Origin of the sequence: Actinoplanes hulinensis, from assembly GCF_019429605.1 — a bacterium.
Lineage (GTDB): Bacteria > Actinomycetota > Actinomycetes > Mycobacteriales > Micromonosporaceae > Actinoplanes > Actinoplanes campanulatus.
Genome location: NZ_JAHXZI010000004.1, coordinates 128,813 through 153,855, shown reverse-complemented (window position 1 = coordinate 153,855; position 25,043 = coordinate 128,813). Strand labels below are relative to the sequence as shown.

At 72.0% G+C, this 25,043-nt stretch carries 20 protein-coding genes; 10 read left to right on the top strand and 10 right to left on the bottom strand.

Annotated features, from left to right (window positions below; all coding sequences use genetic code 11):
* Positions 1 to 516: 516 nt before the first annotated feature.
* A complete protein-coding gene (locus KZ829_RS09155) occupies positions 517 to 1,224 on the bottom strand; it encodes a TraB/GumN family protein (RefSeq protein ID WP_220143422.1) in 708 nt (235 codons plus the stop codon).
* A gap of 394 nt (positions 1,225 to 1,618) precedes the next feature.
* Between KZ829_RS09155 and ctaD the strand changes: the two genes are divergently transcribed.
* Complete coding sequence (gene ctaD / locus KZ829_RS09150; protein WP_220143421.1) at positions 1,619 to 3,367, top strand: aa3-type cytochrome oxidase subunit I; 1,749 nt, start codon at positions 1,619 to 1,621, stop codon at positions 3,365 to 3,367.
* Between the two features lie 144 nt (positions 3,368 to 3,511).
* A complete protein-coding gene (locus tag KZ829_RS09145; RefSeq protein ID WP_220143420.1) occupies positions 3,512 to 4,846 on the top strand; it encodes a hypothetical protein in 1,335 nt (444 codons plus the stop codon).
* A gap of 204 nt (positions 4,847 to 5,050) precedes the next feature.
* Here KZ829_RS09145 and KZ829_RS09140 read toward each other — a convergent pair whose 3' ends face one another.
* Genes KZ829_RS09140 through KZ829_RS09120 form a run of 5 tightly spaced genes read right to left on the bottom strand, consistent with a single transcriptional unit; the run spans position 5,051 to position 10,192 of the window.
* Positions 5,051 to 6,253 (bottom strand): cytochrome P450 family protein, encoded by a 1,203-nt coding sequence (locus KZ829_RS09140; RefSeq protein WP_220143419.1) that lies wholly within the window; start codon positions 6,251 to 6,253, stop codon positions 5,051 to 5,053.
* Positions 6,250 to 7,023 carry a glycosyltransferase family 2 protein gene (locus tag KZ829_RS09135; RefSeq protein ID WP_220143418.1) on the bottom strand — a complete coding sequence of 258 codons (774 nt, stop codon included), beginning with the start codon at positions 7,021 to 7,023 and terminating at the stop codon, positions 6,250 to 6,252. The genes KZ829_RS09140 and KZ829_RS09135 overlap by 4 nt, the downstream gene beginning before the upstream one ends.
* Positions 7,020 to 8,477, bottom strand: coding sequence for an AMP-binding protein (locus KZ829_RS09130; RefSeq protein WP_220143417.1), 1,458 nt, complete (start codon positions 8,475 to 8,477; stop codon positions 7,020 to 7,022). Before KZ829_RS09130 ends, KZ829_RS09135 begins: the two co-directional genes overlap by 4 nt.
* 21 nt (positions 8,478 to 8,498) lie before the next feature.
* Complete coding sequence (locus KZ829_RS09125; protein WP_220143416.1) at positions 8,499 to 9,236, bottom strand: glycosyltransferase family 2 protein; 738 nt, start codon at positions 9,234 to 9,236, stop codon at positions 8,499 to 8,501.
* Positions 9,233 to 10,192 carry a 3-oxoacyl-ACP synthase III family protein gene (locus tag KZ829_RS09120; RefSeq protein ID WP_308285399.1) on the bottom strand — a complete coding sequence of 320 codons (960 nt, stop codon included), beginning with the start codon at positions 10,190 to 10,192 and terminating at the stop codon, positions 9,233 to 9,235. The genes KZ829_RS09125 and KZ829_RS09120 overlap by 4 nt, the downstream gene beginning before the upstream one ends.
* A 64-nt stretch (positions 10,193 to 10,256) precedes the next feature.
* Here KZ829_RS09120 and KZ829_RS09115 point away from each other — a divergent pair, with 64 nt between their 5' ends.
* On the top strand, positions 10,257 to 12,188 hold the full coding sequence (locus KZ829_RS09115; protein WP_308285398.1) for a PAS domain S-box protein: 1,932 nt from the start codon (positions 10,257 to 10,259) through the stop codon (positions 12,186 to 12,188).
* A gap of 486 nt (positions 12,189 to 12,674) precedes the next feature.
* On the opposite strand, the gene KZ829_RS09110 is transcribed toward KZ829_RS09115, so the two are convergent.
* Together KZ829_RS09110 and KZ829_RS09105 are read right to left on the bottom strand one after the other, a co-directional pair.
* A complete protein-coding gene (locus KZ829_RS09110; protein ID WP_220143414.1) occupies positions 12,675 to 14,117 on the bottom strand; it encodes a serine/threonine-protein kinase in 1,443 nt (480 codons plus the stop codon).
* A 270-nt stretch (positions 14,118 to 14,387) separates the two neighbouring features.
* Entirely contained in the window at positions 14,388 to 15,692 is a 1,305-nt protein-coding gene (locus KZ829_RS09105) for a hemolysin family protein (RefSeq protein ID WP_220143413.1), read from the bottom strand.
* Between the two features lie 209 nt (positions 15,693 to 15,901).
* Between KZ829_RS09105 and KZ829_RS09100 the strand changes: the two genes are divergently transcribed.
* Positions 15,902 to 16,915, top strand: a complete 1,014-nt coding sequence (locus KZ829_RS09100; protein WP_220143412.1) for a DUF2278 family protein — start codon at positions 15,902 to 15,904, stop codon at positions 16,913 to 16,915.
* A 17-nt stretch (positions 16,916 to 16,932) separates the two neighbouring features.
* Here KZ829_RS09100 and KZ829_RS09095 read toward each other — a convergent pair whose 3' ends face one another.
* Entirely contained in the window at positions 16,933 to 17,499 is a 567-nt protein-coding gene (locus KZ829_RS09095) for a TetR family transcriptional regulator (RefSeq protein ID WP_220143411.1), read from the bottom strand.
* A gap of 124 nt (positions 17,500 to 17,623) precedes the next feature.
* On the opposite strand from KZ829_RS09095, the gene KZ829_RS09090 reads away from it, so the two are divergent.
* The 6 genes from KZ829_RS09090 (at position 17,624) to KZ829_RS09065 (ending at position 23,988) form a co-directional block, all read left to right on the top strand.
* Positions 17,624 to 19,186 (top strand): CocE/NonD family hydrolase, encoded by a 1,563-nt coding sequence (locus KZ829_RS09090; protein WP_220143410.1) that lies wholly within the window; start codon positions 17,624 to 17,626, stop codon positions 19,184 to 19,186.
* A 94-nt stretch (positions 19,187 to 19,280) separates the two neighbouring features.
* Positions 19,281 to 20,273: a Ppx/GppA family phosphatase gene (locus KZ829_RS09085; protein ID WP_246635323.1), complete on the top strand. Its 993-nt coding sequence runs from the start codon at positions 19,281 to 19,283 to the stop codon at positions 20,271 to 20,273.
* A 75-nt stretch (positions 20,274 to 20,348) separates the two neighbouring features.
* Positions 20,349 to 21,881 (top strand): methyl-accepting chemotaxis protein, encoded by a 1,533-nt coding sequence (locus KZ829_RS43905; protein WP_308285397.1) that lies wholly within the window; start codon positions 20,349 to 20,351, stop codon positions 21,879 to 21,881.
* 91 nt (positions 21,882 to 21,972) lie between these two features.
* The gene (locus tag KZ829_RS09075) at positions 21,973 to 23,091 is read left to right on the top strand and encodes a WD40/YVTN/BNR-like repeat-containing protein (RefSeq protein WP_220143409.1); all 1,119 of its coding nucleotides are present in this window, start codon (positions 21,973 to 21,975) and stop codon (positions 23,089 to 23,091) included.
* Positions 23,088 to 23,384 carry a MoaD/ThiS family protein gene (locus KZ829_RS09070; RefSeq protein ID WP_220143408.1) on the top strand — a complete coding sequence of 99 codons (297 nt, stop codon included), beginning with the start codon at positions 23,088 to 23,090 and terminating at the stop codon, positions 23,382 to 23,384. Before KZ829_RS09075 ends, KZ829_RS09070 begins: the two co-directional genes overlap by 4 nt.
* A gap of 55 nt (positions 23,385 to 23,439) precedes the next feature.
* Entirely contained in the window at positions 23,440 to 23,988 is a 549-nt protein-coding gene (locus tag KZ829_RS09065; protein ID WP_220143407.1) for a TetR/AcrR family transcriptional regulator, read from the top strand.
* 4 nt (positions 23,989 to 23,992) lie between these two features.
* Here KZ829_RS09065 and KZ829_RS09060 read toward each other — a convergent pair whose 3' ends face one another.
* The gene (locus KZ829_RS09060; protein WP_220143406.1) at positions 23,993 to 25,006 is read right to left on the bottom strand and encodes an SDR family NAD(P)-dependent oxidoreductase; all 1,014 of its coding nucleotides are present in this window, start codon (positions 25,004 to 25,006) and stop codon (positions 23,993 to 23,995) included.
* Positions 25,007 to 25,043: the final 37 nt, after the last annotated feature.

The window sequence follows — 25,043 nt, the reverse complement described above, 5'->3', positions numbered from 1 at the left end:
GCGGTGGTTGGGCGTCCAAGGTCTGGGGGAGCGTGGGCTGGGGCCTTGGTCTCCTCTTTGTGCTGCGGTTCGCGGATCTTGGACGCTTTGCCGCCGGATGCGGTGGTTGGGCGTCCAAGGTCGGGGGCAGCGATGGCGGTGGGGCCTTCGTTTGCCGCGTGGCCTGCGGATTTTGGACGTTTGTCCCCTGGAGGCGGTGGTTGGGCGTCCAAGGTCTGGGGGAGCGTGGGCTGGGGCCTTGGTCTCCTCTTTGTGCTGCGGTTCGCGGATCTTGGACGCTTTGCCGCCGGATGCGGTGGTTGGGCGTCCAAGGTCTGGGGGAGTGGTGGGGTGGGGGTTTTCGCTTGCTGCTTGGCCCGTGGATCTTGGGCGTTTGTCCCCTGAGGGCGGTGGGTGGGCGTCCAAGATTCGAGGGAGCGTGGGAGCGGGGGCCTTCGGTTGTTGGTTGACTTGTGGATCCTGGGCGTTTGCGGCTCGGAGTAGGGCGGGGGTGGGCGTACACGATCTGGGGGTGGGTCAGGAGAGGGACTTCACGGTGAGCCAGTCCGCTGAGCGGGGGCGGTAGCCGTACCTGATCAGGCCGTGGACGATGGCCGGGACGTGGCCCGCGCCGTAGACGACGGCCACCTCGATCTGTTCGGCGTGGCGTTCCTCGTGCAGCCGGTAGAGCGCCTCCAGCAGCATCTTGTCGCGGTCGCCGAGGAGGGCGTCGTGCAGGCGCGGGTACTGTTCGGCCCACTGCTCGTCGGATGTGGTGGGCAGGTCGTTCACTTCCAGGGCCCGTGACCAGATGGTTCGGGTGCCGCCGAACAACCGCACGGCCATGACCGCCGGCAGCAGCAGCCAGATGAGCAGCCGCTGCTGGAGAGGGGCCCGCCGCCATGCGGTGCCGAGTTCGGTCGCCGTCGCGTCCGGGTTCACGATGTCGGCGTTCGACGATTCGTAGTCGATCCTCTGCCCTACCAGGCCGGCCCGCCGGTTGAACCGCAGCACCGAGTAGCTGAGCGTCAGTGCCCGGCCCAGCAGCGAGAAGCTGCTGTCGCCGCCGACGCCCTCGGTGACGATCACATCCGCGGTACGCAGCCGGCGCGATACCGCCGCGAAGAACGCCGGGTCCGCCATGTGGATCATCGGGTAGACGACGAAGCACATCGGCGTACCGCTTCGGCGCAGCCGGACCACCGCGGACCGTACCCCGAAGTCGCTGATCTCGATGATTTGCATGACGGCCCCCGAAACCGCGCAGCCACATCCTCGCCGCCAGAGTGACACCCGCTTTCAACACCCCGGAGGGCTGTCCGAAGGCCGCCGAGACAGCGCTCACGGCCAGCCGAGAAGATCCGGCTGGTCGTGGGGGCTGTTTCGGGGCGGTTGAGACAGCTCTGGGAGCCAGCTGGGTCTTTTGGCTGGGACCAAAGGGGGCAACGGCGTTGAAACGGCTTCTGGGGCCGGTGGAAGGGTGTGGACTGGGGGTCGACGGGTACGCCGCATGGGCGATGGCGACCGCCGGGTTGTGCGGATGATGCACGGCCCAGGGGTTGATCCGTATTGATGGATGTGGCGCGGCTTGGCAACCAGGTCGCCGGGGAGTACGAACGGTCCAGGGAGGGCAATCCATATGACCGCAGTTTCCCCTCGTACCGTGCAGGCGCGGCCGTGGCCGGTGCGACGTGAGGTCAAGGGTTCCTGGCTGGCCCGGACGATCCGCACCACCGATGCCAAGCAGATCGGCATCATGTACATGGCGACGTCCATGGTGTGGTTCGTGCTGGGCGGGCTGATGGCGTTGCTGATGCGTGCCGAGCTGGGCCGGCCGGGCATGCAGGTCCTGTCGCCGGAACAGTACAACCAGCTGTTCACCATGCACGGCACGATCATGCTGCTGTTCTTCGCGACGCCGATCGTGTTCGCCTTCGCCAACTTCGTGGTGCCGATCCAGATCGGGGCGCCGGATGTGGCGTTCCCGCGGCTCAACTCGTTCGCGTACTGGCTGTACTTCTTCGGCGGGATGATCGCGTTCGCCGGGTTCCTGGTGCCGGGCGGGGCCGCGGACTTCGGGTGGACCGCCTACACCCCGCTGAGCACGGCGGCGCACTCGCCGGGCGTGGGCGGGAACATGTGGGTGGTCGGGCTGGCGATCTCCGGTGTCGGCACGATTCTCGGCGCGGTCAACATGATCACCACGATCCTGTGTCTGCGGGCGCCCGGGATGACCATGTTCCGGATGCCGATCATGACGTGGAACATCCTGCTCACGAGCGTTCTGGTGGTGCTGGTCTTCCCGTTCCTGGCGGCGGCCCTCTTCGCGCTCGCCGCCGACCGGATCCTGGGCGCCCAGGTCTTCAACGTGGAGACCGGCGGGCCGCTGCTGTGGCAGCATCTGTTCTGGTTCTTCGGCCATCCCGAGGTCTACATCATCGCGCTGCCGTTCTTCGGGATCATCACCGAGGTCGTTCCGGTGTTCAGCCGCAAGCCGGTGTTCGGGTACAAGACACTGGTCGCCGCCACGATCCTGATCACCATGCTGTCGATGAGCGTGTGGGCGCACCACATGTTCGCCACCGGTCAGGTGCTGCTGCCGTTCTTCAGCCTGCTCAGCTATCTGATCGCGATTCCGACCGGGATGAAGTTCTTCGTCTGGATCGGGACGATGTGGCGCGGGCAGCTCACCTTCGAGGCGCCGATGCTGTTCGCCGTGGGATTCATGGTGACGTTCCTGCTCGGCGGCCTGACCGGGGTGCTGCTGGCGTCGCCGCCGGTCGACTTCCACGTGACCGACAGCTATTTCGTGGTGGCGCACTTCCACTACGTGCTGTTCGGGACGATCGTGTTCGCGGTCTTCTCCGGCATCTATTTCTGGTTCCCGAAGATGTTCGGCCGGATGCTCGACGAGAAGCTGGGGAAGGTGCACTTCTGGCTCACCTTCGTCGGCTTCCACACCACGTTCCTGGTGCAGCACTGGGTCGGCAACGAGGGCATGCCCCGGCGGTATTCGGACTATCTGCCGGGCGACGGCTTCACCACGCTGAACATGGTCTCGACGGTGGGCTCGTTCGTGCTCGGGGCCGCCACGCTGCCGTTCATCTACAACGTGTGGAAGTCGTACCGGGCGGGCGAGGTGGTGACCGCCGACGATCCGTGGGGGCACGGGAACTCGCTCGAGTGGGCGACGTCGAGCCCGCCGCCGCTGCGCAACTTCGACCGGATGCCGCGGATCCGGTCCGAGCGGCCCGCGTTCGATCACAGGTTTCCCGAGTTGGCGGCAGGTGGGCAGTCCGCCGCGGGGCCGCCGGAGGGCGGGGCTCGCCCCTTCACTGAGGAATCCACCGGAGGAGCGACCTATCCGGAAGACCGTACCGATCGTTGAGATACACGGGTTAACAACCATGTATCCCGAAATTTCGGACAAGACGGTACGTGCGAATGGTGCTTTCTGTGCTAAAGCCCCGTAGCCCGCAAACCCCCACAGGCGATGAGAGATCCGACAACTCCCCCAGCCGGAAGAGATCTCATGCCGATCGCCCGTTCCTCGTCCCGTCCCGCCCACCTCGCCGCGGCCGCGGCCGGAGTGGCGGCCGCGCTCGCCCTTCCCGTGGCGCCGGCGGCCGCGACCCCCGCGACGCCCGCCCCCGAGGGCTGCCATATCGGTGACTTCACCGCCCGGGCCGAGGCCGGGCTCGCCAAGATCACGGTGCTCGACCCGGGCCCGCTGGTGCAGGGCCTGCCCGCCCTCGCCGACGTCCGGCTCGCCGTGTCCGACGGCACCGTGAACAGCGAGGGCCGGCCGTTCAAGACGGTCGCCGGAGGCCGGCACGCCGACGCCAAGCTGCTGGGCATCCCGGGCGGCGGCACCGGGGCGCAGCACATGGCCCCGTCGAGGCAGAACGGTCCGGTCACCGCCGAACTGGCCCAGTTCCAGGCGGCCGGGCTGGCCACGGTGAAACTCGGCAAGGCCACCGCCCACGCGACCTGGGAACGGGGGTACCGGTGCGGCCGGACCGGGCCGCTGACCAGGTCGGCCGTGATGCTCGCCGGGCTCTCGCTGCTGGACGGCACCGGACCGGTCCCGGCCCTGCACGCCGACCGGCGCCGGACCGGGCTGCTGCGGGTCGGGCCGAACGGATCCACCCAGACCGCCACGGATCTCGTACCGGTGGGGAGGGGCCGGATCGGCGTACGCTCCGCGGCCGGCGCCGCGCTCAGCGACCTGAGCCTGTTCGCCGGCACCCCGCAGGAGATCTCGATCAAGGTGATCAACCAGCCCAGGCTCGAGGTGATCGCGGGCGGCGACCGGGCCAACTCCAAGGTCACCTACAAGCCGGCGGTGCTCTCGGTGACCGCGGCCGGCGAATCGGCGCACGTGCTCAAGGACGCCGGCACGGCGGTCTCGCTCGATCTGCTCGGCGGGATCGAGGAGCGCAGCCCGGCGGCGCTCAAGGTCCGGGTATCCCTCGGCGACCTGAAGCAGCAGATCAACGGACGACAGGTACGCGCCGAGGCGGCCAGCGTCCGGGTCCAGGTCAAACTCGGCCAGGTGCACGTGCTGGACGTGACGCTCGGACACCTGTCCGCGGCGGCCTGCGCCCCGGCCGCGGTGCATGACGCCAAGCCCCACGGCGAGCACCCGCGCGGCCGTACCTCCCCCACGCCCGCCGCGGTGCAGCCGATCGGCCGGATTCCGGCGTCGCCCTCGCCCGTCGCCTCGCCTTCGCCTTCCGGGGGTACGCCCGACGGCCAGCTCGCCCTGACCGGCACCGACGTGACGGCGTACGGCTTCGGTGGCGCGGCCCTCGTCCTCGGTGGACTGCTGGCCCTGCTCTTCGGTCGCCGTGGCCGCCGCAACTGACGCGCCGCGGTCAGTGCGCCTCGCCGAGGAAGCCGGTCCCGGTCAGATCGGGCGGGGTACGACGGGAAGCGCCCCATACCGGAATTCCCTCACCGGCCCGGGGCCGTCGCCCGAGACGGACCACATCGGCCCCCGCCGCGGCGGCCGCACGAGCCACCACACCCCCGCGGAACCCGCTCGCTCCGGTACCCGCGATCCGCGCCGTCATCGAGCCGCCACGATCAGGCTGGACCAGCCGGGCAGGGCGCTGCGGCGGTCGGCGCGGGCCGCCCGTACCTCGGGGCGGTGGCGGGCCAGCGCCGTGAGGGTGTCGGTCAGCTGGAGCCGGGCCAGGCGCGCACCGGGGCAGGCGTGCGGGCCGGCGCCGAAGACCAGCTGGGCGATCCGGGCCGGCGCCGGGTCGGTGGGATCGGGATCGCGGTGGTGTGCGCCGGCCGCGTGCCGCGCCACCAGGATCAGCCGGTCACCGGCGCCGACCGGGCAGCCGCCGACGACACCGCCGCCCGCCGCGACCCGGGGCAGCAGCGGGGTCGCCGCGGTCACCCGCAGCAGCTCGGCGGTCAGGGCCTCGGGGGCGGACTCGGCGTACGCCCAGAGATCGGCGTCGGCGCACCAGGCCACCGCGCGCGGCACCCCGGCGACGGTCGTGTTGATCGCGGCCACCGCCAGCATCGCCGCCAGCCCGTCCCCGGACGGTCCGCTCGTGCTCGGATCGCCGACGGAAGGGGAGCCGACGGAAGGGGAACCGACGGAAGGGGAACCGACGGAAGGGGAACCGACGGGAGAGGAGCCGGACGGGCCGGCGGGAGCCGGGGTGAGCAGGGCGTTCAGGCGGGCCGCGGCGCGGTGGGCGGCCCGGCGGTGGTGCGGGAGGGTGAGGCCGGGCAGATGTTCGCGGGCGGCGGCCGCGGCGGCCGTGCGGGCCGCCGCGGCGAGTTCGCGGCCGTCCACGTCGACACCGAGCAGGGCGGCCGCCGTGGTTCCGGAGAGTTCGGCGGCCACGTCCACCAGGTCGATCGTCCGGCCGTCGGCGAGTGGGGCCAGGCGGCGTTCGAGGACCGCGAGCCAGACCGGGCGCAGCCGGGCCACCCCGTCCGCGCCGAGCGACTCGGCGAGGGAGCGGCGGGAGCCGCGGTGGTCGTCGCCCTCCTGGTCGAACAGCAGGCCGCCGCCGCCCAGCCGCCCGGCCGCTCCGCCCGTGGTGCCCTCCGCGGTCCGGTCCAGCGGGACGCGGGTGAGACCGTCCAGGTAGGCGGTGGGGGAGTTCGCGATCACCGTCCCGCCGAGCCGGAGCGCCGCCCGGCGCCGCGTGGCCGCGAGCAGCGTGAACAGCACCGGGTGGGCGCGCAGGTAGACCATCCGGTCCCGGCGCCGCGCCCGCCGCTGCCCGAGGTCGGCGCTGCTCATCGGACGTGGACCTCCGTCGAGGTGGGTGGGCGCCAGCGGCGGTCCCAGTACCAGAGGAGCGTCCGGCGGGCGCCCCACGCGCGCAGCCGGCGCAGGCTGGCCTCGACGACCAGGTCCTCGGCCCGGACGATGCGGCTGGTCTCGCGGCGGGCGCGGTTGAGCATGGTGACGTCCTCGGACCCGTCCTCCAGTCGTTCCCGGGCGGTGCCGCCGCAGCGCTGGTAGAGGTCGGCCGTCACGGCCAGGTTGTGTCCGTGGATCAGGACGTACGGGGTGCGGTAGGCCGGATCCCGGTGCGCCTTGCGGTAGCGGCCGTAGAGGGCGGCCAGCCGGACCGCCGCCGGGAAGACGTGACGTTCCGCCCAGGTGGGGTTCTCGTCGCGGCGGGGGACGCTGCGCCCGCAGACCAGTTCGGCGCCGGTGGCCAGGTGGGCGCGGGCGGTCGCCACCCAGTCCGGGGCCGGGCGGCAGTCGGCGTCGGTACGGGCCAGCAGTGTCGCGCCGGTGACGATGGCGTGCCGGAAACCGGTGTCGGCCGCGGTTCCGGCGCCGGGGGACGGTTCGGTGACCACCTCCACCGGGAACGGCGCGCCCACCGCGAACCGGCGGACCACCCCGGCGGTGCCGTCGGTGGAGGCGTTGTCCACCACGATCAGCCGGAAGTCCCGGTCGGTCTGGGCGGCGAGCGCCTCCAGCACGACGCCGATCGTGGCGGCCTCGTCGAAGGCGGGCACGATCACGGCGAGCCCGGGCGGGAATCGGGTGCTCATCCCCGTACCCCCGGAGGTCTTCTCTGATGTGGAACGCCGGCGGCGAGCGACGCGGCCGCGCCCCGGTCGGGTTTGCGGGAGCGGCCGGCGAGCGGGACCGGCGCGAAGAGAACGCGGTCCGGGCGGGCCGACCCCATCCGGCGGAGCGGCTCGCGCAGCGCGGCCTCGACCGCGGGACGGCTGGCGCCCGGCGCCGTCTCGACCACCGCGACCACGTGTTCGTCGCCGTCGCCGGCGGGCACGCCGACCAGGACCGCGAGGGCGACACCGGGTACGTGCAGGGCGGGCTCGTAGAGGCCGGGATAGATGTTCTCGGCCCGCCGCAGGATCATGTCCTTGCAGCGCCCGGCCAGGACGACGCGGCGGCCGGTCACCGCCGCCACATCCCCGGTGGCGACCCACTCGTGCGGCTCCGCACCGAGGTAGCGGTCGCAGACGCCGGCCCCGGCGAGCAGCAGCTGCCCGGTGTCGTCGAGGCGGGCCCGAACCCCGGGCAGCAGGTCACCGACCAGGTCGCCGTCGCCGTCGTAGGCGGCTTTCTCGCCGGACGGGACGGCGGCCGCCGGGAAGACCTCGGTGAGCGCGTAGACACCCCACGCCTCGTCGGCGCCGGCCGCGCGGACCCGGGCGAGCAGGTTCGCCGAGACCGGGGCGGAGCCGCTGTAGACCCGGCCGGTGAACGGCACGCCGGCGTCGAGGGCGGCCCGGATCTGCGGTGGTGTCAGGTAGGTGGCCTGCGGTTTCAGGCCGGTGACCTGCTTCGCGAGGGCACGTGGACGGCGGGCCGGCGCGGCGACCGGCGCCCCGGCGGCCAGCGACGGGACCATGACGAAGAAGGTGCCGCCGAGCACCGGGATCCCGGGGCGTGGCCGGACCAGGTCGTGTACGGCGCGCAGTCCGGTGTCGAGGCCGGAGCGGGTGTGCACCACGGCCCGGGGACTGCTGGTCGTACCCGAGGTGAAGATGATGACCGCGTCGCCGTCGCCGTCGTAGGCCCTCGGAACGGGACCCGTTTTCACAACGAGCGAGGGAGCGTTGCCAGGCAGGCGGGGTCCCACGGTGACAGTTTCGGAAATGTTCGAAAAGTCTGGTAGGGCCAGGCCGATCCGGCGCGCCAAGGGAGCCGCCCAGCCCGCCACCGCCTGCGCCGCCACATCCGCGATGATCAACGCGGGCGGGGCGAGCGCCAACCGCGCCCGGAGCACATCCGGCCCCGCCGTCGGATCCAGCAGGGCCACCCGGACCCCGAGACGGTAGGCCGCCAGCACCATGGCCAGCGCCCGCGGCCCGGGACGGATCGCGATCCCGAGCGTGTCACCCACGGTGAGGCCCCGCGCGTGCAGGGCGGTCGCATACCGGTCCCGCAGCACGGCCAGATCGCCACGGGTCAGCCGGTCGGCGAGCGCGGGCCGGTCGTCGCCGGCCCGCAGGCCCGCGCTCAGCTCATCGAGCAAGAGGGCACCTCGGCACGGTTCTCATCGGGGGTCGGGGGAGAGCGGGCCGCTGCCCCGGTCGAGGTACCAGCGGGCGGTCCGCAGCACCCCGTACGCGCGCAGCCGCCGGGTCGAGTTCTCCACCACCATCGACCGGCTGTGCACGATCGATGAGGTGGTCCGGCGGACCCGGTTGAGGAAGAGCCGGTCGGTCGGCGACGGCCGCCGTGGCATCCCCCCGCAAGCCTCGTAGAGCGCCGCCGTGATCGCCATGTTGTTCCCGGCGTGCATCCGGTACGGCGCCAGGTTCCCGTCCCCCCGGTGCGCCGGCCGGATCCGCCCGAACGCCGCCGCCAGCGTCACGAGCAGCCCGAACACCGCCCGCCCGGCCGGACCGTGCTCGTCACGCCGGGCGGTGATCCGGCCGCACGCCATCCCGGCGCCGCCGTCCAGCGCGGCCCGGGCCGCCGCCACCCACCCGGGCCGGGGCAGGCAGTCCGCGTCGGTACGCGCGATCAGGACCGCCCCGCCCCCGATGGCGTGCCGGAACCCGGTGTCGACCGCGCAGCCGACCCCCTTCTCCGGCTCGACGATCACGTGCACCGGGAACGGGGCGCACGGCGCGAACGCCCGGACCGCCTCGACCGTCGTGTCGGTGGAGCCGTTGTCCACCACGAGCAGGGTGAAGTCCGTGTCGGTCTGGGCGGCGAGGGCGTACAGGGTGGCGCTGATCCGGGCCGTCTCGTTGTAGGCGGGCACCACGACCCAGAGGCGGGTCATGAGCGTTCCCAGACCATGGTCATGATGCTGACGCCGCCGCCGAGACCCATGAACAGCACGCGGTCCCCGGGCGACAAATACGGAAATGTCCTGTCTAACTGGACACCGAGCGTGGCGCTGGCCATGTTCCCCAACGAGGTGACGGTGATCTCCAGCCGATCCCGGGGCACCCCGGTCACCTCGACGAACCGCTCAAGGTACGGCAGCGTCACCTGATGCACCAGGATCTTCGTGTAGTCGGTGAACTCGAACCCGGTCCGTGCCCGCACCCGGTCCAGGATGCTGGCCCCGATCTTCTCGAACACGCCGCGCAGCCGGTGCCCGTCACCGGTGAAATACGAGTACTCGTCCCCCCGAGGGTGCCGCGACCCGCCGCCGGGGATGCCGCCGACCGTCCAGTGCTCGGAGAACGTCTCGGTGTCGACGTCCAGGATGCCGCCACGATCCACCGGCTCGACCACCACGGCCGCCCCGGCGTCACCGAACGTGAACCCGGCGAACGACCGTCGCGCCTCCGCCATGTCCGCCACCCGCGGCCGCATCACCCGGCTCGGCGTCTCCCCGGTCACCACCAGCGCCCGCCGGGCCCGGCCGGCCAGGATCATCGACCGGGCCAGGTCGATGCCGTTGACGAAGCTGTTGCAGGCGTTCGTCACGTCCAGGGCGTGCGCCCGGCTGCCGAGGGTGTCCTGGAGGATATGCGCGGTGGCCGGCTCCACCATGTCCCGGCTGGCCGAGGCGAACAGCAGCAGGTCGATGTCGAGCGGGTCCAGCTCGGCGGACTCCAGCGCGGCGCGGGCGGCGTGCAGCCCGAGGGTGGAGGCGTACTCGCCGTCGCCCGCGATACGCCGCCGCTCGATGCCGGTGAGCCGGGCGAGCAGGCCGCGGGGCAGCCGCCCGATGCCGTCCTGGAGCTCGGCGGTACCGACCTCACGCTCCGGCAGATGCGCGCCCACCCCGGTGATCCCTACCCGCACTATCCCCCCACAGCAGCCGCCGGTCCCTCAGCATGACGGTTCAGTGTCCGATAGGACGACCGTGCCGGAACAGCTCTTCCTGCTGGGAAACCTGGGCACCATGATCACCTATGCGGCGATCGCGGTGGCCATCGCGGTGCCCCTGGCCCGGGCGGGTCAACTGCGCGCCAACCGGCTCGCGGTCGCCACCGCGCTCATCTTCCTCACCTCGGCGATCGGGCACGGGCTGCACGCGTACCTGGCGCTCGCCAACCTGGGCCAGGCCGATCACTCCGTGGCGATCGGCTGGCTCTGGGTGCTGGCCTGGTGGAACGTGGCCACCGCGGCGGTCGGGGTGTACTACTGGACGGTCCGCCGGAGACAGGCGCCACTGCGCGGCTCGATCTACACCGGCCCGCACCAGCAGCGGCTGCTCGACGAGGCGGACGCGCACCGGGCCACCCTGGAGGCGGTCGTCGAGCACACCGACGACGCGATCATCGGGCTGACCCTGGAAGGCGTCGTCACCGCGTGGAACGGCGGCGCCGAACGGCTCTTCGGCTACACCGCCGCGGAGATCATCGGGCGGTCCGTGGCCGTCCTCGCCGACGAGGAGGGCGCTGCCGAGCAGCGGGACATCCGGCGCAGGATCATCGACCAGCGGGAGCGGGGCGTCACCTACGAGACGCGGCGCTTCGCCAAGGACGGCACACCGATCGAGGCGTCGCTGAGCGTGGGGGCGATCCGGGACCGTAAGGGCCGGCCCACCGGCATCTCGGTGGTGGCCCGGGACATCACCTCCGTCAAGGAGGCCGCCGAGCGCCGCCGGGCCGTCGAGGAGCGTACCCACCAGGCGCAGCGCATGGAGAGCCTCGGCAAACTGGCCGGCGGGGTGGCGCACGACTTCAACAACATCCTGGCGATCATCGTGAACTACACCGACTTCGCGACCGAGGAGGCGGCCGGCAACGAGGCGCTGGAGACCGACCTCAAGCACGTGCGCAGCGCCGCCGACCGGGCCATCAACCTGACCCGCCAGCTGCTCACCTTCACCCGCGGCGACACCATCCAGCCCCGGGACGTCAACCTCAACGCGGCCCTCGCCGAGGTCCAGGCCATGCTCGCGCGGACCATCGGCGAACACATCAACCTGATCACCGTGCCGTCCGCCGAACCGGTCGTGGTGCACGCCGACCCCGGCCAGATCCAGCAGGTGCTGCTCAACCTGGCCATCAACGCCCGGGACGCGATGCCGGACGGCGGGACCCTGGTGCTGGAGGCCAACGCCGCCGCCATCGACGGCGACGAGCTCGACATGCAGCCGTCGCTGCCCGCCGGAACCTACGCCCGCCTGCTGGTCAGCGACACCGGCGAGGGCATGACCGCGGACGTGGCGGCGCACATCTTCGAGCCCTTCTACACCACCAAGCCGCGCGGCAAGGGCACCGGACTCGGCCTGTCCACCGTCTACGGCATCGTCTCGGAGGCCGGCGGCAGCCTCAACGTCTACTCCGAACCCGGCGTCGGCACGACCTTCCGCATCTACCTGCCGATGGTCACGGTCCCCGGCACCGCCACCCCCGGGGCGTCGCGCCAGGACGATCCGCCGCCCGGATCCGGCCAGACCGTCCTGGTGGTCGAGGACGAGCCCGCCCTGGCCCGGGTGGTCACCCGGATCCTGGCCGGCGCCGGCTACCACGTCCTCACCGCCACCGACGGCCGGCAGGCCCTCACCCTCTTCCGCCAGCACGACTGCGACGCCCTCCTGACCGACGTGATCATGCCCGAGATGTCCGGCCGCCGGCTCGCCGAGATCATCCACGACACACACCCCGACCTGCCGGTCCTCTACATGTCCGGCTACAGCAACGGCCTGCTCGGCACCACCCACGTGCTCGACGGCGACATCGCCTTCATCGAGAAGCCCTTCACCGCGAACGACCTCCTCCACAAGATCGCCGAGGTGGTCCCCACGGCCGTCCGCCACTCCCGCTGACGTCGATTCTTTCCGGTACGGGCTACCCGCCCCCGATCCCGCATACCCGCGAGGCGCTGCGACTCCAGGCACGTGGACGCGCCCGCCGGGCGTGAGTGGCCGGTCACCCTCACCCCGGCCGGCTCCCAGGGCTGTCCCACAAGCCTCGAAACAGCCCTGGCGTCCAGCCGCGAAGATCCGGCCGGCTCCCAGGGCTGTCCCCGCTGGTCGATTGCCCCACTGCCATCCGCCGTCCGTGCTGTCCGCTCCGGTGGGCGCTCACGTCGCGCCGTCCGTGTGCCCGGCCTGCCGCTATACGCCGATCAACTGCCCGCCCTCCGGCCCGGCACGCGCACACGTTGCGCCGCCCGTGGGCCTGGGCTGCCGCCGGAACGCGGGTATGCGACCACGGACGGCGTTGCGTGCGCGCCGGCCGGCGCGAAACGGGCCGGAGGAGTAGGCGGCGATCAATTGACCAGCGGGGTCAGCGCTGAGAGCCGGCCGGGGTCAGGTGCCGGAGCGGGGGCCGAAGGAGGCCAGGACCACGGTGAAACGGTCCAGTTCGGACGCCCACGACGAGCGGAGTGTCCGCCACTCGATCACATAGGACCGTCCACCGCTGCTGGTCACCCGGCGCAGCGCCCGCATGGAGGTGCCGTCCGGGGCGCGGAACGTGTACTCCCAGACGGCGCTGAGCGGCTCGGGCAGTTCCTGGAGGCGCAGGCGGCGGTAACCCTCCAGGCCGGCGTCACGCTCGGCGTCCTCCAGCGAGGCCACCACGTCGCGGGGCGGCCGGTCGAGCGGGGTGATGCCCAGGACGGTCCGGCCGCGCCTGCCACCGGTGAAGGACAGCCCACCGGCCGCGAGTTCGCCGGGCCGCCAGTCCGCCGGGATCGCCACCCGGAACCCGCTCGGGTCGATCCACCAGGTGAAACCCTCCGGGGCCGGTGGCGTCGACGTCACGACGGCGGGGATGCGGGTGGGGACCGCGGACGGCGTACCCGAGCGCTCTCCGCCCTCGGCGTTGGCCGCGACGGCCGTGAGGGTGGCGGCCAGCGTGACCGCCGCGGCGATCGCCGGAACCCGGCGGCGGAACCGCGAACGTGACCGCTCCCGCCCGGCCTCGACGATCCGCCGGAGGCGCGCCTCCACCTCGGCCGCCGGCATCCGGCGATCCGGCTCCCGCCGCAGCAGCCCGGCCAGCACCGGCGTGAGCGGACCGGCCCGGCGTGGCGGCGGTGGCCGGTCCGCGCCGACCGCACGCAGGATCTCGGTGGTGGTCTCCCGCTGGAACGGTGGCCGGCCCTCCACCACCTGGTAGAGCGTCGCGCCGAGCGACCACAGGTCGGACCGCTCGTCGGAGACGTGGTCGAAGACGCGTTCCGGAGCGATGTACTTCGGGGAACCGAGGATGACCCCGGCGTCGGAGAGCCGGCGCACCCCGGCCGGGGTGACCGCCGGGCCGAAGTCGGTGAGCACGACCCGGCCGTCCAGCCCGATCAGGACGTTGCCCGGTTTGACGTCGAGGTGCAGCACCCCGGCCTCGCGGGCGGCCCGCAACCCGCCCAGCACGGCGAGGCCGATGGCCGCGACCCGGGCCGGTGGGAGTGGACCGGACTCGTGGACCACCTGGTGCAGGGACTTGGACGGAAGGTACTCCATCACCAGCCACGGCCCGTCCCACGACGGGAGCACGGCGAGGGTGCGGATGACGTTGGGGTGCGCGACCCGGGCGGCGGCCTCGGCCTCGGGGTGGGCCAGACGGCGGATGAGCTCGTGCTGCGCCGGCGGCAGCCCGGCCGGGACGGTGCAGTGCTTGACGACCACGAACTCCGGCCCCGCGTCGCCGCCGGACTCGTCCGTGGCCAGCCAGACCCGGCTCATGCCGCCACCGGCGAGCGGGCGGACGAGACGGTAGCGCCCGGCAACGACCTCTCCCACCGTCGCCATGCAGTCACCTCGGTATGCCTGGTCGGAAGCAGCCTCGACGCTACCGCTGAGCCGCCACTCACCACCGCGTGACGTAACTCTCGGGAGTCACCTGATTATCCACTGTGACCAGCGGTATGGCTGTCTTCCATCCGCCACGCGGAGGAGCGGAGACGGTGTTTACCCGGATCCCGAGTGATGGGGCGAAGCGGGCAACCACCATCAAGCGGCCGCCCGAACGTGTGCACCCGCCCGTCCAGCCGAATGGCTGGACGGCGCGAAGGGAGCCGGTCAGACCTGGGCTTCCTCTTCCGTGCGGTGGTCGGTGAGGGCGCGCAGCCGCAGCTTGGTGATCGCGCGGCCGGTGATCTCGACGACCTCGGCGGTGTGGCCGTCGATGGTGACGGTCTCGCCGGGGGCGGTGGGGATGTGGCCGAGCCGGGCCAGGATCATGCCGGCCACGGTGGTGTAGTCGCCGGCGTCGGTCTCCTCGATCTCGACACCGATGTCCGGCAGGTCGTGGATCGGGAAGGTGCCGGGCAGCAGCATGGCGCCGTCGTCCTCGTGGATCACCGACTGGACGTCGCGGTCGGTCTCGTCGTAGATCTCGCCGACCACCTCCTCGACCACGTCCTCCATGGTGACGATGCCGTCGATGGCGCCGCGCTCGTCGACGACCAGGGCGAACTGCTGCCGCTGGAGGCGCAGCTGGCGCATGGCGTCGGAAACCTTCAGCGTCTCGGGCAGGAACAGCGGGGTGAACATGTGGTCGTGGACCGAGCCGTCGGCGGCGATCAGGTCGCGCAGGTGGACCACGCCGAGCACGTCGTCGAGGCCCATCGGGCCGGTGACCGGCGCGCGGGAGTGGCCGGCCTCGACCAGACGGGCCAGGCCTTCGGCGGCGGGCAGGCCGGCCGGGAGGATCAGCACGTCGCGGCGGGGGACGAGGATCTCCCGCAGGATGCGGTCGGCGATCTCGAAGGCGCCGCTGATGATGGTGCGCTGCTCGGCGGTGATGTCCTGCTGGGCGGCGACCATGTCGCGGATCTCCTCGGTGCTCACCTCCTCGCGGCCGGCGGCCGGGTCGCCGCCGGCGAGGCGGACGACCAGGTCGGTGGACTTGCCGAGCAGCCAGACGACCGGCCGGGAGAGGGCGGCCAGTATGTCGAGCGGCCGGGCCACCAGCATCGCCCAGCCCTCGGCGCGCTGCATGGCGATGCGTTTGGGCGCGAGCTCGCCGACGACCAGGGTGAAGAACGTCAGGACGATGGTGACCAGGATGATCGACGCCGGTTCGGCGGCGCTGCCGAGGAAGCTCAGCGGCTCGATCAGCGGCTGAGCCAGCGACACGGCCGCGGCCGCGGAGGCGAGGAAACCCGCCAGGGTGATCCCGATCTGAATGGTGGCGAGGAACCGGTTCGGGTCCCGCGCCAGCTTGGCGAGGGTCCGTCCGGTGCGTGACTGCTTCTCGAGACGCTGCAACTGGCTCTCCCGCAGCGAGATGAGCGCCATCTCGCTTCCCGAGAACGCCGCGTTGAGCAGCACCAGCACCACGACGAGGACGACTTGCCAGCCGTATCCGCCCACGGCGGACATCAACTCCTTCGTAAAGAGGCGAAGGTCCCAGGCTATCCGGAGACCCTGAGAGCATTCCCAGCGAGATCAGGAGTTATGCGGCACTATTGCACCCTTTTGTGATGGTACGTCCGAGGCGTCCCGCCACCGCGATAGCCAAGATCACATTCGTGGGCAATGTCCGATTGTTTTCCTTGACTACCGCGAAGGCTGGGTGTCAAATCCGGTTCATGCCGCTGAAGAGATACGGGGTATTGCGCGCCGCCGTCGTCGACCGCCGCGTGGAGACCACCGGCACGCCGCATTATCAGATTCATCTTCGGGCGGCCGGGACGGATTTCCGGGCGGCTGTCAACGTGCGTTCCCAGCAGAGCCCACCCGACCTGCTCTACCTGGGCGTCGACGACTTCCGGCACCCGATCCTGGACCGGGTTCGCGCATTTCCGGACGGCTTCACCGAGATCGAGAGCCGGCCCGGCACGGCGGCGGTCGACTACATTCGTGGAAACCTTTTCGACCGGACCATGATGCGCCCGGTTCCGGCCGCGGCGCCCGGGCCGGATAATGATCTCGGCGATTTCCTCGATCATCATGTGCGGCGGGCGCTGGGTGATCTGGACGCCCGGGCGTACGTCTTCGGTGAGGCCTGGGGCCCGGAGCCGAAGGCCGACAAGGTGTTCGGTTTCCGGCCCGGCAACGGCATCCACGACGTGCACATGAACCAGGGCAACAACGGCCGGTTCGCCGGTGACGACGGCGTCTTCCAGGACGGCGCGCTGCTGCTGCACTTCCCGGCGGCCGACGACTGGGTGGCGATCTTCCTGGCCTTCCAGTCGCAGGTCTGGCACACCGACGACATCACTGGCCACCGAGTGCCGGGGATCCCGTCGCCGGGCCCGGCGCCCGCCCCGTCGCCGGAGGAGCCCGACCACCTCGTCCGGATCGTCGCGGCGCTGGTCAACCCGCCCGGCCCGGCGCCCGAGCCGGAGAACGTGACGCTGCTGAACACCACGCCGCGGGAGATCGACCTGGCCGGCTGGTCGCTGTCCGACCGGGCCGGGGCCCGGCATCCGCTGACCGGCCGGCTGGCGGCCGGCGCGGTGCTCCAGGTCGGGGTGGCGCCGGCCCAGCTCGGCAACGGGGGCGGCACGCTCACCCTGCTGGACGCCCGCGGGCTCAAGGTGGACGGCGTGGCCTGGACCGGCGATCAGGGCCGGCGCGAGGGCTGGACGGTCGTCTTCTAGAGCGGGTCCTCCTCGGATCAGTCCGGTAGGAAGACGCCGTCGAGCACCAGGTCGACGGCGCGGTCCGCAGCGGTGTGGGCGGACGCCACGTCGGCGGTGGCCTCGGAGACGCTCTGCACCATGGTGAAGAGCAGCACCAGGTCGTCCGGGGTGAGGTCGGCGCGGACGTGCCCGTGGTCGCGGGCCCGGCGCAGTGGCGTGGCGAAGGCGGTGACCAGCCGCCGCATGTAGCGCTGCTGGGTCGCGAGGTCGAAGCGGCGGGCCAGCCGGACCAGGGCGCGCATCCCGATCAGCGAGTGCAGCACGTCGCGCAGCAGGAGGCGGAGCCCGGCCGGGTCGCTGGAATGGGCGGCGATCCGGGTCTCCAGCAGCTCCATCTGGTAGCCGAGGACCGCGGCGGTCAGCGCGGTGCGGTCCGGGAAGTGCCGGTAGAGAGTGGCCTGTCCGATTCCGGCCCGGCGGGCGATCTCGGGCATCAGGGCGCCCGGCTCCTCGCGGGCCAGCACCTCGCTCGCCGCCTCGAGGATGGCCGCGCGGTTGCGCTGGGCGTCACGGCGCCGTGCTGTCGGGGTTCCGTAGATCACTCGCGCCCCCCTTGCTACCGACGAGTTACGTTACTAGCCGGTAACGAGAAAGTCACCATCTTCAAATTCTCGGAACCGGTTTCTACGCTGCCGCCACGTTCGCTCCGACCATCGAGGAGTGTTGATGGCGCTTCGTCGTCTGATCACGTTGTTCACCGCGCTCGCCCTGGTGGCGTCCACTTCGGCCATCACGTCGCCGGCCCACGCCGCCGTGGCCACGACCGGTTTCAGCGCCGTCGACATCACCGGTGACGGCGGCGTCGTCCTCAAGGCCAACGTCATCGCGCCCTCGGCGGCCGGGCGGCACCCGGCCGTGATCCTGCCGTCCAGTTGGGGACTCAACGACCTGGAGTACCTGGCGCAGGCCCGGGTGCTCGCCGGGCGCGGCTACGTCGTCGTGTCCTACACACCGCGCGGGTGGTGGCTGTCCGGCGGCGAGATCGACACCGCCGGGCCGAAGGACATGGCCGATCTGTCCAGGGTGGTCGACTGGACGATTGCGAACACCGCCGCCGACCCGGCCCGGATCGGGGCGGCCGGCATCTCGTACGGGGCCGGGATCAGCCTGCTCGGCGCCGCCTTCGACAGCCGGATCCGCGCGGTCGGGGTGCTCTCCGGCTGGACCGATCTGCCCTCCTCGCTGTACGCCGACTCGACCCGGCACCGGCAGTCGGCCGGTCTGCTGGAACTGGCCGCGGACCTCGTCGGAAAGCCGAGCGCCGAACTGACCGCGATGTTGCACAGGTTCAACACCAACCAGGACGTCGCCTCCGTGATGGCCTGGGCGAAGGTGCGCTCGGCGGCCACCTACCTCGACGCGATCAACGCGAACCGGCCGGCCGTGCTGATCGCCAACGGCTGGGGCGACACCTTCTTCCCGCCGAACCAGATGGTCGACTTCTACGGCAAGCTGACCACCCCGAAGCGGCTCGAACTGCGGCCCGGCGACCACGCGATCGCCGAGTTGTCCGGGGTGCTGGGCCTGCCCAACGACGTCTGGACCAGCCTCTACTCCTGGCTCGACGAGCACCTGGCGAGCGGGGCGACCCGGGCGAACCCGATCTACCTGAAGCCGCTGAACGCCTCGGCCGAGACGTACCCGAGCTGGTCGGCGCAGACCACCGCGACGGTCCGCCACGGCCTCGGCCGGATCCGCCCGCTCGACGGCACCGGCCTGCTCGGCGGCGCGGTCAGCAGCGGCTGGACCAAGCAGATCCCCACCGACGAGGACACGGTCGCCTCCGGCGGCGTCGTGCTGCTCACCAACGGCGCGGCCGCGATCACCGGCGAGCAGCCGGAGATCTGGCTGCCGTTCGTGGACCGTGGCGAGGCCGGCGTCTGGGCGGCCGAGCGGCCGTCTACGGTGCAGCGGATCCGCGGGGTGCCGAAGCTGCACCTGGAACTGTCCGGCACCGAGTCCCGGGGCACCGTGGTCGCCTACCTGTACGACCTGGACGCGATCGGCAACGCCAAGCTGATCACCCACGCCCCGGCCACCTGGCTGACCGGCGCGGCCGGCGCCCGCGGCGTCGACCTGAAGCTGCCGGCCGCCGCCTACGACGTGCCGGCCGGGCACTCGCTGACCCTCGTGGTGGACACCGTCGACCCGCTCTACTACGACGAGAACGCCGCCGGCGACTCGATCACCATCGGCGGCGGGTCCTATCTGGACGTGCCGATCGGCTGACCGGACCCACGGGTATGGATCACCGGCGGCCCGGCCGGTGATCCATACCCGGCGGTCCTCCACGGGCCCTCGCCGGCCGCGCGACAATCCGGCCATGACCGTGGAGTTTCTGGGAATGCGGCGGCACATGCGGCTGGGTGTGCTCGATGTCGGGTCGAATACGGTCAACCTGGTGGTGGCCGACGCGGAGTCGGGGCTGCCGCTGCCGGTACACACGTGGGAGCGGCGGCCGCGGCTGGCGCACCGGCTGCCGGCCGACGGCACGATCGGCGACGAGGCGATGCGGCGCATGATCGCCGCGGTGGGCGAGGCGGCCGGCGAGGCCCGCCGTGCCGGGGTGAACCGGATGTTCGCCTACACCACGGCGGTGGTCCGGGACGCGCCCAACCGCGACGAGGTGCTGGCCGTGGTCGAGAAGGCGACCGGCGTACGCCTCGGCACGCTCTCCGGCGTCGAGGACGCCCGGCTCACCTTCCTGGCCGCCCGGCGCTGGCTGGGCTGGCAGGCCGGCCCGATGCTGATGGTCGACATCGGCGGCGGCTGCCTCGAGATGGCGTTCGGCCGGGACCGGCTGCCCGAGTCGGCGATGTCCCTGCCGCTCGGCGCCGGCCGGCTGACCCGCGAGTTCCTCCGCGACGGCGATCCGCCCTCGCCACGTGCCGTCGAACGGCTGCGGCGGCATGTGCGGGACCGGTTCGCCGAGGTCGCCGCCCGCACCTCCTGGGAGTCGCCGCGGACCTCGGTGGCCGCCTCGAAGACCTTCCAGCAGCTGGCCCGGCTGACCGGGGCGCCGCCGCTGCGGCTCGGCCCGTTCGTGCCGCGCGAGCTGACGGCCCGGGCGCTGCGGCCCTGGATCAAGCGGCTGGCCGCGATGCCCAGCCCGAAACGGGCCCGGCTGCCCGGTGTGTCGCCGCACCGGGCCCGGCAGATCCTGGCCGGGGCCATCGTGGCGCACGAGGTGATGCGCCGGCTCGGCGTCGAGTCGCTGCGGATCTGCCCGTGGGGCCTGCGCGAGGGCATCCTGCTGCGCGAACTGGAGGCCCGGCAGGTTCCGCTGGGCCACGCCGCCTGGGTGCCCTGGGACTGAGAACTCCGGCTAATCAGAAACCGGAACGGGCCGATGGGTCGGATGACCGTTCCCCCAGGTTGAAGGAGACAGTGCGTGCGGTTGTTCGGTGCCCGAACCGTGAACGACCTCGAAGTGGCGCGGCCGGCCCCGCGGATCGTCGAGGCGCTGGAGCGGCTCGTGCCGGCCCTCGACAACGCGACGGACGAGACCGGCGCCTGGCGGCTGACGCTGGACAGCATGGTCGAGTCCTACGGCTTCGGCTACGGGGCGGTGTGGGTGCCGGAGGGGCAGGGCCGGATGCGGCTCGTGCACGAGACCGGGACGATCCGGGACCGGATGCGGACCGCGCCCCCGCCCGGGCCGGGCGACAACGGGCCGGTCACCCGGGCCGCGCGTGGCCGTACCCCGGTCTTCGGGGAGCCCGCCACCACCGGCTCGGCCGACCCGCGCTCCCAGGCCGCCGCGAAGGCCGACATGGTGGTCACGGTCGTCCTGCCGGTCGTCACGGGCGCGGAGGTGCCGGCCGTCTTCGAGTGCTACTCGCCGATTCCGGTGGACGACAGCGGCCGGCAGGAGCTCGCCTCCCTGATCGGGGTCGCCGAACGGGCCCGGGCCGGCGCCGTCGCCGCGGCCGAGCTGCGTCAGGTGACCGACGACCGGACCGCCGTCACCACCGTGGTCGCCGGGGTCGGTTCGGCCACCGACAGCCAGTCGACGATCCGGGCCGCACTGGACAGCGTGCGGACCGCGTTCGGGTGGGCGTACGGGTCGTACTGGGAGATCGACGAGGAGACCGACGTACTCAAGTTCGAGATCGAGTCCGGGTCGGCCGGTGACGAGTTCCGCCGGGTCACCCTGGCCGCCACGTTCGCGGAGGGCGTCGGGCTGTCCGGTCGCGCCTGGCGGGCCAGGGACCTGGTGTTCGTACGGGACCTGGCGGAGCTGACCGACTGCGTCCGGGCGCCCGCGGCGCAGCGGGCCGGCGTCCGCTCCGGTGTCTGTTTCCCCATCCTGAGCGGTGACCGGATCGTCGGCACCATGGACTTCTTCACCACCGAGTACATCGACCTGTCCGAGTCCCGGGCGGCCGCGCTGCGCAACGTGCAGCAGTTGGTGTCGCAGCGGCTGGACGTGGTCCGCGGCACCGAGCGGGCCGCCGTCAAGGCCCGCGAGCTGCTGGACACCGTCGACCGGCTGCGCAACGCCAGCCAGGACGCCACCTCGGTGGCCGAGCAGGCGGTGACCCGGGCCTCGGCCATGACCACGGAGGTGGCGGCGCTCGGCCAGGCGTCCAGCGCGATCGGTGACGTCATCAAGATCATTTCTTCGATCGCGGAGCAGACCAACCTGCTGGCCCTCAACGCCACCATCGAGGCGGCCCGGGCCGGTGAGTCCGGCAAGGGCTTCGCGGTGGTCGCCGGTGAGGTCAAGGAACTGGCCCGGGAGACGGCCGAGGCCACCCAGCGGGTCGCCGACCAGATCGCCGGGATCCAGGCCAGCGCGGAGACCGTCGCCCACGGCATCCACACCACCAGCGAGACGATCGGGAAGATGGACGCCGTACAGGCCCGGATGAACGACGTCCTGGCCGAACAGGCCGAAATGGCACGCGCGCTACAGGGATGACCCCGATCGGTCGAACATTCGTCCTAGAATCCCCAGGGTGATGTGACGCGCACCATCATGCGTCTATGGGTCGACAGGAGGGGAGTGGAACGTGAGCGGTGTTCGATTGCTGGTCGGGACGCGCAAGGGACTGTTCATCCTGACCTCGGACGGCAAGCGCGAGGACTGGAAGGTGGACGGCCCGCACTTCGCCGGATGGGAGATCTACCACGCCAACGGCTCGCCGGTGGACACCGACCGGCTCTACGTGTCGCAGTCCGGCGGCTGGTTCGGCCAGATCATCCAGCGCTCCGACGACGGCGGCGCCAACTGGGAGACGGTGGACAACGACTTCACCTACACCGGCGACGTCGGAGACCATCTCTGGTACGACGGGACGCCGCGCCCGTGGGAGTTCAAACGGGTCTGGCACCTGGAGCCGTCCCGCACCGACCCGGACACGGTGTACGCCGGGGTCGAGGACGCCGCCCTCTACAAGAGCACCGACGGCGGCCAGAAATGGGTGGAGCTCACCGGCCTGCGTACCCACCCGTCGGCGCCCAAGTGGCAGCCCGGCGCCGGCGGCATGTGCCTGCACACGATCCTGCTGGACCCGGTGAACCCGGACCGCATCTACGTGGCGATCTCGGCGGCCGGCGTGTTCCGCAGCGACGACGGCGGCGAGACCTGGCAGCCGGTCAACCGGGGGTTGCAGAGCAACATGGAGCTGCCCGACCCGGACGCCGAGGTGGGCCACTGCGTGCACCGGCTCGCCATGCACCCGTCCCGCCCGGACACGCTGTTCATGCAGAAGCACTGGGACGTGATGCGCAGCGACGACGCCGGCGCCAACTGGCGTGAGGTGAGCGGGGACCTGCCGACCGACTTCGGCTTCCCGATCGCGGTGCACGCCCACGAGCCGGAGACGATCTACGTGGTGCCGATCACCAGCGACCAGCAGCACTTCGTGATGGACGGCCGGCTGCGCGTCTACCGCAGCCGGACCGGGGGCGAGCGGTGGGAGGCCCTCACCGCCGGCCTGCCCCAGGAGAACTGCTACGTCAACGTGCTCCGCGACGCCATGGCGGTCGACACGCTCGACTCCTGCGGCATCTACTTCGGCACCAGCGGCGGCCAGGTGTACGCCTCCGCCGACAGCGGCGACACGTGGCGCGCCGTCGTGCGCGACCTGCCGCCGGTGCTCTCCGTGGAAGTGCAGGTGCTGCCGTGATCCGTGTCGTCCTCCCGCCGCACCTGCGCGATCTCGCGCACGTGACCGGGGAGGTGCGGGTCGAGGTGCCCGGGGAGGTGACCCAGCGGCACGTCCTCGACGCGGTCGAGGAGCGCTATCCGATGCTGCGCGGCACCATGCGGGACCGGGCCACCGGTAAGCGAAGGGCGCTGGTGCGTTTCTTCGCCTGCGAGGAGGACCTGTCCAACGACTCGCCGGACGATCCGTTGCCGGACCGGGTGGTCAAGGGTGAGGAGCCGTTCATGGTGGTCGGCGCGATGGCCGGCGGCTGACCCGGCCCCGGCCTGCCGGGATCGTCGATGCTGGTGGCGGCATACGATCGGGGGCATGGCCAGGCGTACCGGGGAGGCGACCCGCGAGGAGATCCGTAACGCGGCGACCCGTCTCTTCCGGGAGCGTGGCTTCGCCCGCACGTCGGTGCGCGACATCGCGGCGCAGGCCGCCACCAACCCGGCGCTGGTGATCCGGCACTTCGGGACCAAGGAGCTGCTGTTCCTGGACACCATGCACCTGACGATCGACGACGAGCCGCTGCTCGACGTCCCGCTGGAGCGGTTCGGCGAGCGCTTCATCGAGGTGCTGCTCGCCGACGACGACATCCGCGGCGTCTACCTGGCACTGGTGCACGGCAGCAACGAGCAGCGGATCCGGGCCCGCCTCCAGGACATCCACGAGCGCACCTTCGTCGAGCCCGTCCGGGCCCGCCTCACCGGCCCGGACGCCGACATCCGGGCCCGGATGGCCGCCGCGGTGGTCGGCGGTCTGCTCTACGCCCTCTGGGTGGTGGAGGACGAGCATCTGGTGACCGCCGACCGGCCGTTCCTGGTGGCGCACTACGGCGCGCTGTTGCAGCAGGCCCTGACCCCGCGCGGGTGACCGGTCACTGCACGGACCAGCCGCCGTCGGACGGCAGGACCACGCCGTTGAGGTTCACCCCGTCGTCGCTGAGCAGGAAGGTGATCGACGCGGCCAGGTGCTCGGCCATCGCCACGCCCGGGATGAGCTGGAGGAACGGGCCGGTCCGCCCGCGGCCGAACTCGGAGGTGTTCACCGGTGCCATGCCGGTGGCCACCCCGCCGGGCGCCACCGCGTTGGTCCGGATGCCCTGCTGCCCGTACATGAACGCGGTGTTCTTGGTGATGCCGACGACCGCGTGCTTGGACGCCGTGTAGGCGACGCCCGCGGCGTTGCCGCGCAGCGCCGCCTCGGAGGCGACGTTGACGATCGCGCCGCGCCCGGCGGAGAGCATGGCCGGCAGGACCGCCCGGGTGAGGCGGAAGACACCGTCCACGTTCACCGCGAAGACCTTCTCCCAGACGGCGTCGGCCGTCTCGTGGGCCGGGCTGAAGTCGTCGACCACACCGGCGATGTTGGCCAGGCCGTCGATGCGGTCGCCGGCGGCGGCCACGATCCGCTCGATGTCGCCCGACCGGGTGATGTCGCCGGCGACCGCGACGAACGACTCGCCCAGCTCGGCCTCGGTCTCCTTGAGCTTCTCGGCGGTGATGTCGACGCCGATGACCCGGCCGCCCTCGCGGACGATGCGGGACGCGGTGGCCCGCCCGATGCCGGAGGCGGCGCCGGTCACGATGACCGTCCGGCCGTCGAACCGGCCGGCGGTGATCCTCTCCTGCCAGCCGGCGCTCTCGCCGGACCCGACCGGGGCGACGCCGCCGTTGACCTGGAGCACCAGGTCGTCGATCACCGACTGCGGCATCTTGCCCTGGCTGAGGGAGACCAGCTGCTGGAGCGGGATTCCGCGGACCGGCGCGAGCGAGGAGGCGTCGGCGCCGCCCGCCGCGAGCAGCTCGCCCAGAGCCGGGCCGCCCACCGGGTGGTCGAGCCATTCACCGACGGTGTTCGCCGCGGTCAGGGGCTTCGGCGCGGTCGTCATAGGGGTGGTTTCCCTTCGGTCAGGGGGAGCGGGGGCG